The 12,686-nt window shown below is 36.0% G+C and carries 10 protein-coding genes and 1 other RNA gene; 1 reads left to right on the top strand and 10 read right to left on the bottom strand.

Annotation, left to right across the window (positions count from 1 at the left end; genetic code table 11):
• Window positions 1-38 precede the first annotated feature (38 nt).
• Window positions 39-359, bottom strand: coding sequence for a cell wall hydrolase (locus tag Ana3638_RS09885; RefSeq protein WP_161837872.1), 321 nt, complete (start codon window positions 357-359; stop codon window positions 39-41).
• Between the two features lie 68 nt (window positions 360-427).
• Window positions 428-1,096 (bottom strand): hypothetical protein, encoded by a 669-nt coding sequence (locus Ana3638_RS09880; RefSeq protein ID WP_161837871.1) that lies wholly within the window; start codon window positions 1,094-1,096, stop codon window positions 428-430.
• A gap of 641 nt (window positions 1,097-1,737) precedes the next feature.
• Here Ana3638_RS09880 and Ana3638_RS09875 point away from each other — a divergent pair.
• Window positions 1,738-2,529, top strand: a complete 792-nt coding sequence (locus Ana3638_RS09875; protein WP_161837870.1) for a hypothetical protein — start codon at window positions 1,738-1,740, stop codon at window positions 2,527-2,529.
• A 265-nt stretch (window positions 2,530-2,794) separates the two neighbouring features.
• On the opposite strand, the gene Ana3638_RS09870 is transcribed toward Ana3638_RS09875, so the two are convergent.
• From Ana3638_RS09870 to Ana3638_RS09835, 8 genes are all read right to left on the bottom strand, one after another.
• Complete coding sequence (locus tag Ana3638_RS09870; protein WP_161837869.1) at window positions 2,795-3,721, bottom strand: ABC transporter permease; 927 nt, start codon at window positions 3,719-3,721, stop codon at window positions 2,795-2,797.
• Window positions 3,722-3,821: 100 nt separating this feature from the next.
• Window positions 3,822-4,745 carry an ABC transporter ATP-binding protein gene (locus Ana3638_RS09865; RefSeq protein ID WP_161837868.1) on the bottom strand — a complete coding sequence of 308 codons (924 nt, stop codon included), beginning with the start codon at window positions 4,743-4,745 and terminating at the stop codon, window positions 3,822-3,824.
• A complete protein-coding gene (locus Ana3638_RS09860) occupies window positions 4,732-7,437 on the bottom strand; it encodes a hypothetical protein (protein WP_161837867.1) in 2,706 nt (901 codons plus the stop codon). The genes Ana3638_RS09865 and Ana3638_RS09860 overlap by 14 nt, the downstream gene beginning before the upstream one ends.
• Window positions 7,434-8,654, bottom strand: a complete 1,221-nt coding sequence (locus tag Ana3638_RS09855) for a sensor histidine kinase (protein WP_161837866.1) — start codon at window positions 8,652-8,654, stop codon at window positions 7,434-7,436. The genes Ana3638_RS09860 and Ana3638_RS09855 overlap by 4 nt, the downstream gene beginning before the upstream one ends.
• Complete coding sequence (locus Ana3638_RS09850; RefSeq protein WP_161837865.1) at window positions 8,644-9,345, bottom strand: response regulator transcription factor; 702 nt, start codon at window positions 9,343-9,345, stop codon at window positions 8,644-8,646. The genes Ana3638_RS09855 and Ana3638_RS09850 overlap by 11 nt, the downstream gene beginning before the upstream one ends.
• A 461-nt stretch (window positions 9,346-9,806) precedes the next feature.
• Window positions 9,807-10,211: RNase P RNA component class A (gene rnpB / locus Ana3638_RS09845), an RNA gene on the bottom strand.
• A gap of 66 nt (window positions 10,212-10,277) precedes the next feature.
• A complete protein-coding gene (locus Ana3638_RS09840; protein WP_161840509.1) occupies window positions 10,278-11,930 on the bottom strand; it encodes a nucleoside kinase in 1,653 nt (550 codons plus the stop codon).
• A 26-nt stretch (window positions 11,931-11,956) separates the two neighbouring features.
• Window positions 11,957-12,655, bottom strand: coding sequence for a tRNA (adenine(22)-N(1))-methyltransferase (locus Ana3638_RS09835; protein WP_161837864.1), 699 nt, complete (start codon window positions 12,653-12,655; stop codon window positions 11,957-11,959).
• Window positions 12,656-12,686: the final 31 nt, after the last annotated feature.

The following is a 12,686-nucleotide window of genomic DNA, read 5'->3' as shown; positions in this document are numbered from 1 at the left end:
TTTCGGCCCGCATGACTTCGTGAGACTATTCATACCTCTTACTTAAAGAACTCATGACCTCCGTATTGAAACAAAAAATCCAGATGACTGTCAAACCACCGCATACTGTTTTTATCTGCTCTTGACCTTGCAGAGAAATAAAGAGCACCTTTGGAATAATCTTCACCCTGCATTACTCGGTCAACTGCCTTAACAGTATCTTTAGAAACCTTTACCGACCAATAACGATTGTCCTTGATTGGGGAAAATTGATAGGTTCCGCCATCTTTTTGGAATACAACTCCCTTAATGGTATCCGGGAAATCATCATCTTTTACACGGTTTAAGATTACATTGGCTACCAGTATTTTACCTTTCATATCTTCTCCTGTAGCTTCGGCTTCTACGATTCGTTCCAGGATTTCAATATCATCATCCGATAGGTTAATTACATATTTTTCTTTTTTTGTTTATCAGATTTTTTGGTATCGTTTGAATCTTTTACCGATTTCTCAGATTTTTTTGATTTTGTTTCTTTTAGTTTTGTATCTTTAGCCTTTAAAATTTTAGTTGTTTTTTCCGCATCCTTTGATTTATCATCTTTTAATTCTATTTGAGAATTATCATTATCCAAAGTATCTTTTACTGTGCTGTTAACAGTACTAGCGGTTTCTTGTTCTTTTTTTTCCTTGGTTGAACTGCTATCAACCTTTTCAATTGCAGCTGCATCTGCTTGTTCAAAGTTTGATTCTAATCTTCCTTCCGGAAATAAGTGCCCGACGTCCAGTCCATAAAACCCCATCAAAGGATCCTTTGCGGTAAAATTAAATAGTATGAATTGATTATCTAAATTGTTTTGATTGATTCGTACTATTGCTTCATTAGCTGTTCCTTCTTCTATTTCCTTGGAAGTATTGTGTGTAATCTCAGCTCTTGCATAAGATGTAGCACTATCATTACCTGTTCCGTAGATATAGTCTGGGCTAAGTAAAAATAAAACAGTGACCATAGTATAAGCAATTACTACCATGCTTGTCTTACATTTGCCGAAGTTTGCAGGTATTAATTTGCTAATCGGCTTTCTAACCCTTTGAAGAAACGAGTGTATTTTTAGCATACATACATCCTCTTTTCTTTTTTATTATACCTCCGTAATATACTTGGAGTTTTACCAGCGTCTTAAAATGTTAAATAATGGTAATCTATTTTAAGCGCTTATCATGCATTATATCATCTCGCTTTTGGCTGTCAATAAGTCCGTCTCATTTTTGGAAGATACAACACAATTATTTTGCCATGTTTTACCATTGATTATCTTTATGCATAAATAGTTGGAATTTTATTGCCATGTTTTTATAGATATTGCACAAAATTATTTTAACGAAATGTTAACTATTTATTAACTATTTTTCACACCTAATTTTTACTTTATACATTTTGTTATAACTTTTTTTAAATTTTTCGCAAAATGTGTTGATTCTAGTAGATTTTTCTGAATAATAAACATTATATATTATTAATATTTATGTAATATATGCGTAACATTTGTTTTGAAGTTAAAACCGGCTTTAGACCTAAGAAATAAAAGCTATTTTATGGTATTTTGAATCTCTCTAAACGTTTCTTATTTTCTATTCGAATAGAATATAGGAAGTATCTTCCCATAAGTTATATTTTTTGATTCTATTGACATAAAATCTCCGTTATGTTGTAATTAAAAAAAGGAAAGAAAAATCGAAAAACAGGGGGAGTTGTAACTTGCCGTCACTACCAGGTGTATTAAAAGCAGTAAAAAAAAGCGGAGAAGTTTATTACCGAGCTTCCATAACATTTAAGAATAAACATATTAGTTTAGGCAGTTATCCTTTTGAGAATTTGGCAAACAAAGCATACCTGACTGCCGGCACTATTTTGGGGGATATAGGATATAATATTGAACGCTATGAAGAAAATGAGATTTTGACTTTTGACAAATGGGTTATTCTGATAAATTTTAGGGATAACGGTATTTATTTTAGGAATCCCATTTATATAAAAAAGAACTATTTTATTTACTATATTAATAAGAAGATACTCTTAAAGTTTGACATTGATGATCTGTTTTATTATGCACATCATAAGATAATGAAGCGGGGCGGTCATTTGTTTGTATCAGATTATGGTATGCAGGTTACCATATTATCACGTTATGGAATAAAAAATTATGCTGTTTCCGGGCGGGACTATCGGTTTGCAAATGGCGACAATACCGATTACAGATATGGAAACATTGAAATTATCAATCGCTACCATGGCGTTACAAAATCCTTTCGGAAAGGCCTGCCTGTCTATACTGCCAAAATACATATAAACGGTGATTATATTATAGGACGGTACCCAACCGAGATAGAAGCTGCAATTGCATATAATAAAGCAGCCAGATTAATGAGAGAAAAAGGAATTATAAAAGAGTTTCCCGAAAACTATATCACTGAAATAAATGAAATTGAATACGCAAGAATCTATCATGCAGTGAGAATATCAAAAAAGCTCCGCAATTATGACTTATAGTTATACAAAAATAGCTAAATAAATATTTTTTTAAAATAATTAAAAAAACGCTACCTTTTTTTAGATAATGTGTTATAATAAAACTATATTATTCTTCTTCCATTTTCATATTTCAAAATGAAGCCACCGGACAATCCTAATATCAGGGCCGGTGGCTAATTTTATACCTAAAAATAATACTAGATCATCCTACTATTATATCTTATTAAAAATGTTTTTTAATCTTTTGTTTTTGTTTGTATTTTTCTTATATCTTATTTTAATATTATCTCCGTCTTTTCTTTTTGCAACATCTTTCCTGAAGCGGATCCAGTAATTTTGCCGAACAGCCCAGTAAAATAAACGAAACCACTAATTGCAAAATAATACTGATAAAAAACCAATACCTTTGGATATTCACGGATATAGTTCCAAAATGACCAAAAAAATCGGTCACCCGGGAGCCGGTGCCAATCTGGGCTTCTATCATGGAAAGGAAAGTAACAGCGGGATTCATTAACAGAATTAATATCCAATTTCCAATATCCGGATCCGGCTTGTATATTGCTCCGGCGGAGAGCTGATTCATCTTAATCTCCACTATGATTCTTATTGCCCAAAGGACAGCAAGAGTGCCTAACCCAAGGACCATTAAAACTCCATACGTAGAGACTGTTGCCGATGTGGTTTTTTTTAATAAGGTGGAGAAAAAGATTCCAATACTGCCGATAAAAATTGCGGTTGATACTATTAACAGCATAAATTCTGTAAAATCCTTTAGGGTAACACTGCCAATCGTAAAAACAATAGCTAATATAGGGAGGCTCGAGAATGCCAGTAAAATTATCATACTGATCGAGGACGCCAGTTTACCCAGAATAATCTGAAATGGCGTTAATTTTGTCGTAAGCAGAATCTCCAGAGTTTGCTTTTCTCTTTCAGAAGATATCGATGCTGCCGTCAGAGCCGGAACCGTAAAAAGAACAAGACCAAACTCCGCAGCCGTGATAATTGCATAAATCCGTAAAATCGCAGCATAATCCACAGTTCCGCCATATCTGCTGTCATATTCAAAAGTTACATAAAAAGCAAACAATCCAAATAAAGCAAGAATGCCATTATAACCAAATAAAATTAAAGCGGTTCGAAAACTTCGCACACTTGTTTTTAATTCCTTTTGGTATACCGGATTTATTCTCATTTTTATACCCATTGCATATCGCAAGCCTGCTCGCGATACTGCCACAAAACATATAAGTTGAAAGAATCAGATTGTGGCATTCCTTTCATAAATTATATTTTCTTTCAACTTTCTATTCTTCCTTAGTTGTTATTTGCATAAAAAGGGATTCCAGATTACTTTCTTCTCTTGCAAAGGAGGAGAGCAGAGCACCGTTGCCTATCATAGCAGCAAGAATATTTGCTTCCTCTGCTTCCTTTCCTTTAAACAGAATGGATATACTGTTATCTCTTATAATAATGTTCTGAACTAAAGGATTCTGTTTTAATACTTCTACGGCTTTTTCCTGATTTGCTGTAAATTTCATAACAATAGGACTTGCAACACCTCTTATGGATAATATTTCCTCAACCGTACCGCTTAAAACCATTTTTCCTTTTTCTATAATACCAATATTACTGCACAGCTGCGCTAACTCAGGTAAAATATGAGAACTGATCAGTATGGTTTTTCCTTTATCATGAAGTTCCCGTAAGATTTCTTTCATTTCAACGCGTGCCCTGGGATCTAATCCCGAAGCTGGTTCATCTAAAATCAGTAACTCCGGATCATGAACCATACTTCTGGCTAAACATAAGCGCTGCTTCATTCCCCTGGACATTTCGTCCACATAACTATCTGCCTGATCGGATAATCGGACCAAGTCCATTAATTCCAGACACAACCGCCTGGCTTTATTTCCGGTAATTCCATAGATGGAAGCATAAAATTCCATATATTCCAACGCTTTTAAGTTGTCATAAACTCCGAAAAAATCCGGCATATAACCTATCTTATTTTTCAATTCTTTTAAATTTGTTCTTGCATTTATCCCATCTACAAAAACTTCTCCGGAATCAGATTTAAGTAATCCGGCTATAATCCGCATTGTAGTAGTTTTACCCGCACCATTAGGCCCCACAAAGCCAAAAATTTCACCTTTTTTTATTTCCATCTTTAAATTATCCAGTGCGATAAATTTACCATAGGTTTTGGTTAGATTTTTAATGTTCAACATTGGAATCCGCCTCCTTCCAATACGAAATATAAGGTAATACCATCTGATAACCTTTTAAGGACATTTTCGTACTATAACGGACAGTTATTGTATTTTGGTCCGTCAGGTAATTATTAATATCGGTGACACTGCTGCCTGCACCAGCCCTAAATACTTCATCAAAGTTACCGGTGTTAATATTAAGGAAATAAATACTTCCATCAAAAGCACTTAAATAATCACTGCTGCTATCCTGGTTCCTTTTCGATAAATATTCAAAGGATACGACATGATCATTATCCGGGAGATGGTATTTTATCGTCATACTGTCATTATTTAAATAGCGGGACTGATAATATTTATCGTAATATCCTTCCGACACTACCACATAAGGGTCAATGGATGGTACAAACACTTTGTTGCCGGCAGTATAATCTATTTCTACAGGCAGCTTCACTGCAGTAGTACCGTAAGCTTCCATCTTTCCAGCCAGTTTATTTAACAGATCCTGCTGACTATCTGCCCCTGTTGCAGCATTATTTACAAAACCAATAATACAGCTGTTATGCTGACTATTTAATAGATTATTTTCCGTCAGATAATACAATACATTAGATATACGGTTAACTTCCGGTGTATTATCCTTTACATCACCAGTACCTCCCGCTATCCGGTTAATAATATCCGTATTATAAAGTTCATCTCTGGTTGTCATAAAGATTGCATCCTTACCCTCCAGGGATATTGTCTGCCCTTTACGGATTTCTCCTATATTAATTACATAACCATCACTTGTAAGCATTGCATTTGTTAAGTCAAAATTAAAACCATTGGTTACGGTTCCATATACCTTATCACCCACATAATGAATATCATAGGTCAGCTTATCCTCCGCTTCATACGAATCCTCCCACTGATAATATACGGGGGAAAATGCAGGATTATTATTAACTTCCAATGTAGTATCACGGGTGCCGTAATTGATAGAAGTTATATAATTATCAAAATAAATCTTATCTCTCTTATAGTCATATAAATAACTGTTATCATCATTCCCCCTCAATTCCGATACATCGTAATTACCGTCAATGGACAGGCTGTAATTATGGTTATAAGGAGCAGTCAGTGAAAAATACAGTTCTTCATTTACTTTATTATCGTCCTCGAAGTTAAGGAGTTTTACGTATCCAATATAAGGGGTATTAATTCTTGTGTCAGAGCCAATAGAATATACTAATAAAGTAAATACCAGAGCCATAAGAGGCACAACTGCCCAGGTAAGACTTCTTTTATCCAATCTCCTTAACAGAATAAAAGTCACAGGTCCGATGATCAAGATATAAATACCTAAAATAACCATGTATCTGCCGGCCTTAGGTATCTTTTTCACATCCGCAAAGGACATACTGTTCAAAATCCCATAATTAGAATACGAACCATAGTATTCTTCATCTAACTGAGTCAGTTTGGAATTACTCATATTCTTATATATTTCATTGAGTATCGAAAGTCCTAATGTCTGCTTTCCTTTTTTCAGCCCCAAATCAAAACTAAACAACTGTATTTTACCCAATCCTAATGCACTGCTTTGCATTAGTTTTATATTGTCTTCCGATATAATGGTGGAACTGCCGGTCATGGACACATTCATGATATGCTTCCTGATTGTTTCTAATTGAAGTTGTTTCATATCATCCTTTGTCCATCTCTCAAAAACAGAATTATCAATAGGTATGGGTTTGCTGCCGTATGCCGTGAGCATATCATTCCGATCTTTGATCATCTCCAGAAAAACCTTTCTTTCCTCCTCATAATCCATGATATCCTGTTTTAATTCCTGAAGAGATAACCGGTCCATACCAAAGCTTATCTCCTTATCTATTTCGTTACCATTACTTTCCACAGAACAGATCGGGCTTAATTTTGTCAAGGTTTCATTGGCATATTCACCGGTACCAACAACTAAGGTGCCTCCGTTCATGACCCATTTTTTAATGGCTTTAATTTGCATATCCCGCAATCGGCTGGTATCATAATGATTTATTATCAAAACATCAAGCAAATCAAGTCCAAGATAATCATCCGATAAGTTATTTTCATTCAGATAAAACGTTCTTGTACCAAACAGATTCATGTATTCCAGCTCATCTTCCGCATCACTTAAAATACCGATATAAGCCAGTTTTTCATAATTCCCGATTTTTAAATCATACTCATTTTCTACAACTGTATTGTTACTTTTATCTAAGATTTTTACTTGCAATAAACCTGTATCATCCATTACCGGAAGAGCTACCGATAATTCTTCAGATTTTTGTGCTGGAACAATCACTTCTTTGCGGTATGCCGCATTATTTTTTGCTTTTGGTACAATAACCTGCAACCATCCTTCAAAATCTTTCCCATGATTCGCTATCGTAACTGTTACATTCATATAACGGCCATACTTTACATACTGATTATATCCGTATTTCACCTCCATGGCCATTTTTGAACTGCCTGAAGTGTCGGAATCCTTATTCACTGCAGCGGCGGCAACAGGAATCTTATTGGCATTCATCCATACAGCCAGGTTAGACGGCAGTAACATCTGTATACTAAAAATATATTTAAAAATAAGCAACAACAATATTACCGCTATTAATGGCTTAATTCTCTTACTATAAGACTTAAGATTTTGTTTTATACCGTTATTGTGCAAGCCATTCTTCATCTTTCCATGCCTTCCTTCTTCTCATCCAATGCCACTTCAAAAACAGTCCCCTCAAAATCACTTCTGACGTTAATGGTCCCTCCGTGCATTCCGATAATACTTTTTGCTATAGCAAGTCCTAAACCGGTTCCTCCTGTTTCGCTGGATCTGGAACCCTCTACCCGGTAAAAACGTTCAAATATATTCTGTAAATCTTTCTGTGGAATTAGTTTACCGTAATTCGTCACGGATACAATAATCTTATTATCAACTTTAGTTAATTTTAACTTAACACTTTTTCCGTCCTTGCCGTATTTAATTGCATTACTGATCAGGTTTGCAAATGCCCTGGCCAGCAGATTGCCGTCTGCAATAACACTTGCGGTGGTTAGATTGGTGTTAAATTCATACTCCAGTTCATATTCCTGAAAGCTGGGATAAAACTCGTCCAGCAATTGATTGATGAATTTGACCATATCAATCTCAGATAGCTCCAAAGTAACCTCTCCGAAGCTGAAATTCGTATAGGCAAATAAATCTTCAATAAGCTTTTCCAGCCTTTTGGATTTACTGTATGCAATTTCCACATAATGCTGCTTCACTTCAGGTGTTAATTTATCTTTATCGGAAACCAGTTCCAGATACCCAATAATAGAGGTCAGCGGAGTTCTCAGGTCATGGGCGACGCTGGTGATTAATTCATTTTTGGTATATTCACTTTTCCTTTCATTTTCAATTAACAGCTTAATATCTTCTGCCATCTGGTTTAATTTAGATGCTATAAACCCAAACTCATCATCATTATTAATATCTATCTGGGTGTCGAAATCTCCGGATGATATAACGGATATACCTCCGGCTATCTTTTCAAGATAGGTACCAAACTTTCGGGTGAGCAGCAAAAAATAAGTAGTAAATAATACCACACCTGCAATTAAGGCTATACTTACCACGACAAAAATAAACCCTTTTCCCACCGGAAGAGACTGATTCATGGCAGAGTTCTGCATATCATTTAACTGATAACGGTTTAAGGAGACTCCGTTATCCATAAGATTATTATTCACACTGTTACCAACCTGACCATTCAGCAGCTTTGTTTCACCGCCGCCCAGGGTATGATAAACCAGATATATGCAAAAAAATAAGGCCGCTTCCGAAAGGATGGTGTATACCAGACTCAGAAGGCTATATAAAACTATTTCAAAACGGAAGCTTTTAAATATACTATTTTTCAATTTTGTATCCAACTCCCCAAACAGTTTTTATGATTTGTGCATTGCGGGAATCCATCTCAATTTTCTCACGCAATCTGCGGATATGAACCATAACCGTATTATTGGCTTCATACATCTTCTCATTCCATACTCTCTCAAATATCTCATCCGTACTGAATACTCTGCCGGGATTACTGGCGAGCAGGTAGAGGATGTCAAATTCTATGGGGGTTAATTTTACTTCTTTTTCATAGGCGGTTACACGGTGGTCATCTTTATTAATGACCAAATGATTTACAATGATTTCTTTATCGGCTTTATCTTCATGGGAATTGGGATTAAACTTGGTATAACGCCTCAGCTGGGATTTCACGCGTGCCGTTAATTCCAGCGGATTAAAAGGCTTAATTACATAATCATCGGCACCGGTGCTAAGTCCTATGATCTTATCAATATCTGCTGATTTGGCACTTAACATTATAATGGGAATGGTGCTGGTATTACGAATGGTTTTGCACATATTTAAACCGTCAATGCCCGGCATCATAATGTCTAAAATAATTAATTTAATATCTTCCTTTTCCAGTATTTCAAAACCTTCTTTTGCATTAAAAGCCTTAAATACCTTATATCCGTCACTGACCAAATGTATCTCAACAAGTTCAGCTATCTCCCTGTCATCATCTACTACCAATATACTGGTCTGTTCCATAATACCTGTCATCCTTTCTATCATTTATATAAGAACGGTTTTGTCGTTTTTTCACTTATATTGTATCTGATTTGATAATATCTATCAATGATAATTCTACAAAAACAAGGCAGAAATCTTAAATCAGATATCTTATAAATAGGAATTTATATCCTGATTTTCTGTATTATTTTAACTAATTTCATACTAGCATATCTATTTATAAAAATCTTTACTTTTTTCTTACAAAACCTTGTTATTCCCTATCAGTATTCTGACAATTTCAAACGGATTACATACCAGCATCCGGCTTGCAGGACACTAGCGCCCACGTGCTGTCACTTCAGTGACAATCTTCCCAAAGGGTATTATCCTCTTGCGTATCCCTACGCATCCTGCACGGATTGCTTTTTACAGGAAATTTACTGAATTCCTGTTACATAAAAAAAACACTACCCGAAAGAGCAGTGTTTAAACCTTTTTAAATGAGCAGCACTATAAGCCGAGTTCTGTATTAAATGATCATCTATCTTTGCCACATGTTGCCATATGGCTCATTTGCTTAAGTCATCTGCCAGGGCAGATAACCTTTTATGCAAATCGCGACCTACCCTAAAGCACGACGGGCAGCCGTATCGCTTTAAATTCGGTCTTGCTTCGAGTGGGGTTTACATATGCCCTGGTTGTTACCAACCAGGCGGTGGTCTCTTACTCCACCCTTCCAACCTTACCTGCATCCATAATAGAAAACAGGCGGTATATTTCTGTTGCACTATCCTTAGAGTCGCCTCTACCGGACGTTATCCGGCACTCTGCCCTATGAAGCTCGGACTTTCCTCACCTAAGGCCTTTCGGCAGCTAATAGGCGCGATCATCTGTGCTACTCACAGAATGACATTTTAACATGAAAAACTATGAAAGTAAATACTAAGGTAGAAAGAAATATTTTCATATTAAACTTTAAAACAGCTTCCGCCGATAAATTCTTTTAAGATTGAATTCTGCGGAACGGTTTCACTGTTAACTCCCAAAAAATAATCCAGAAATTTAAGCAGCCTTTTCGCTTCCACATACTCTTCGGATTCCCTGTCGATACCAAATAAAACAGGTTCGGCATATTGTTTTAAAACAGCAAGTTCATAAATTAAAGCGGAATTAAAAAATACATCTGCATCTTCCTGGAATGGGAAGATATTCTGCTCCTCGCCACGCCTAACAGAAGGCCACATACTAATGGTTTTCTGACCGGAGGCACCTCTGGTTCTGGAATCCCGGACCATTCTTCTGAGTAACCTTAAATCCGTCGTCGGAATCCGATTATGCTCATCGATATTAAGGGAGGTTAAGGCACTGATATAAATTTTGAATTTTTTCTCTCTCGGAAGGCTGTAGGAAAGCTTATCATTTAAACCATGAATTCCTTCAATCACTAATATATCATTCGGACCTAAGGTTTTATAGTTGCCTTTATATTCCCGGTGTCCGGTTTTAAAGTTAAAACTCGGCAGTTCCACTGTTTTTCCCTGCAATAGATCCGTCATGTTTTTATTAAATGCTTCCAGATCAATCGCATCCAGGGATTCATAATTAGGTTTTCCTTCCTCGTCCAAGGGTGTATTTTCTCTTTCTACAAAATAATCGTCCACTGCTATTGGATGGGGATTTAAACCATGAGTTTTAAGCTGTATGGATAAACGGTAAGAGAATGTAGTTTTACCGGAAGAAGACGGACCGGCGATCATAACCAGTTTCTTCCCTGATGTTTTAATCATTTCCGCTATCTCACCGATTTTCATCTCCTGTAATGCTTCCTGGGTCAGAATAATATCATTTATTTTTCCATCAACAATCGCATCATTTAATGCCCCTACCGTATCAATTCCCATGGCCTGGGACCAGCGGTTTGACTCCTTTAATGTTCGAAATAGCTTATCCTGGGTTTTAAAAGGCTCCAATATGCTGGGATTGCTTTTTTCCGGTAATATGAGCATAAGGCCGTCATCATATGGAAAAAGGTCAAAATATTTTAAATATCCTGTACTTGGAGGCATAAAACCATAATAATAATCTTCAAAGCCCTCTAAATTGTAGATATTGGCTTTGGACACCCTGCGGTACCGGAATAATTTTTCTTTATCATACATTCCATATTGCTTAAATAATTCAATGGCATCCGCCGTACCAATTGACTTTTTGGTAATCGGAAGATCCTTGTCAATTAAGGATTTCATCTTCTCTTTAATTGCAAGACACTGTTCTTTTGAAATGGGTTCTTTTGTATCTGTCTGGCAGTAAAGTCCGTTTCCCACAGAATACTCTATGGATATTTTTCGGATATTGGGGGAGCCAATTACACTGTAAATCGCCTTTAACATAACTAATGTTAATCCCCTGTTATATGTTTTATGTCCTGCGTCTTCCGCAGTAGTTACAAAACGGATTTTGCATCCTTTCTCTACCGTTTTCTGCAATTCTCTTAACCGGCCATTTACAAAAGCCAATATGATATCATTCTTAAAATCCTTTTGATACTCCTTACTGATTTCAAGCAAGGAAGTGCCTTTCGGATATTCCTTAATGTTACCGTTTATTTCTGCCTGAATCATTTCCTGCATAAAAAGACCTCCAGAGATTATTTAAAATAAGTTAATGCTTCTTCAATATATGCAATCTCCTGATTAACCTCACCTAAACGTTCCAGAGCTTTTTCGGTTGGGTTAAGTAATAGTTCCGTCTTTACATCGCCACGGATTCTATTTTCCCGTTCTAAATATTCCATCATAAGCGGTTCTTGTTGTTCCAATAATAATTTGCCGTATTGGTAAAATACTTCCCGTTTATAATCGGTTATATGGGGTTCAGGCACTGCTTTTAGGATAAAATAATACTTTCCGTCCTCTTTTACCATTTGTTCTTTTTTTATATCATAACCAATACGGTGTAAAAACTTACGAACCAGATTAATTTCCGATTGGGGTTGTAGAATCAACTCGGTACTTTTTTCTACTGCTTTCATGCCTTCATCCAATATTTTAATCATAAGGGCTCCGCCCATTCCGGCTATCAGTATGGTGTCTGCTTCTCCCGGTTCCAGTTTTTGTAATCCGTCTGATAGTCGGGTCTGAATATTTTTATTAAATCCAAGGTTTGTAATATTCTCTTTAGCCCGTTGCAAGGGACCTTTGTTTATATCCATTGCAATTACATTCGGAGCTATGTTATTTTTGATGAGATATATGGATATGTAGGCATGGTCGCATCCTACATCAGCAACCCTGTTTCCTATCGTAACAGTATCTGCAACTGCCTTTAAACGCTTTGATAATTGCATGATATCCTCTTTCTTCTGTTCATTTTATGCA

It is taken from the genome of Anaerocolumna sedimenticola, assembly GCF_009931695.1.
GTDB lineage: Bacteria > Bacillota > Clostridia > Lachnospirales > Lachnospiraceae > Anaerocolumna > Anaerocolumna sedimenticola.
The sequence above is the reverse complement of the archived record's forward strand: the minus strand, read 5'-3'. Positions and strand labels throughout refer to the sequence as shown.

Bases quoted from the DNA above. Each gene is read 5' to 3' on its own strand.
- Ana3638_RS09885 (WP_161837872.1), bottom strand. From the start codon at position 359: ATGAAAGGTAAAATACTGGTAGCCAATGTAATCTTAAACCGTGTAAAA.
- Ana3638_RS09880 (WP_161837871.1), bottom strand. From the start codon at position 1,096: ATGCTAAAAATACACTCGTTTCTTCAAAGGGTTAGAAAGCCGATTAGC.
- Ana3638_RS09870 (WP_161837869.1), bottom strand. From the start codon at position 3,721: ATGGGTATAAAAATGAGAATAAATCCGGTATACCAAAAGGAATTAAAA.
- Ana3638_RS09865 (WP_161837868.1), bottom strand. From the start codon at position 4,745: ATGTTGAACATTAAAAATCTAACCAAAACCTATGGTAAATTTATCGCA.
- Ana3638_RS09860 (WP_161837867.1), bottom strand. From the start codon at position 7,437: ATGAAGAATGGCTTGCACAATAACGGTATAAAACAAAATCTTAAGTCT.
- Ana3638_RS09850 (WP_161837865.1), bottom strand. From the start codon at position 9,345: ATGGAACAGACCAGTATATTGGTAGTAGATGATGACAGGGAGATAGCT.
- Ana3638_RS09840 (WP_161840509.1), bottom strand. From the start codon at position 11,930: ATGATTCAGGCAGAAATAAACGGTAACATTAAGGAATATCCGAAAGGC.
- Ana3638_RS09835 (WP_161837864.1), bottom strand. From the start codon at position 12,655: ATGCAATTATCAAAGCGTTTAAAGGCAGTTGCAGATACTGTTACGATA.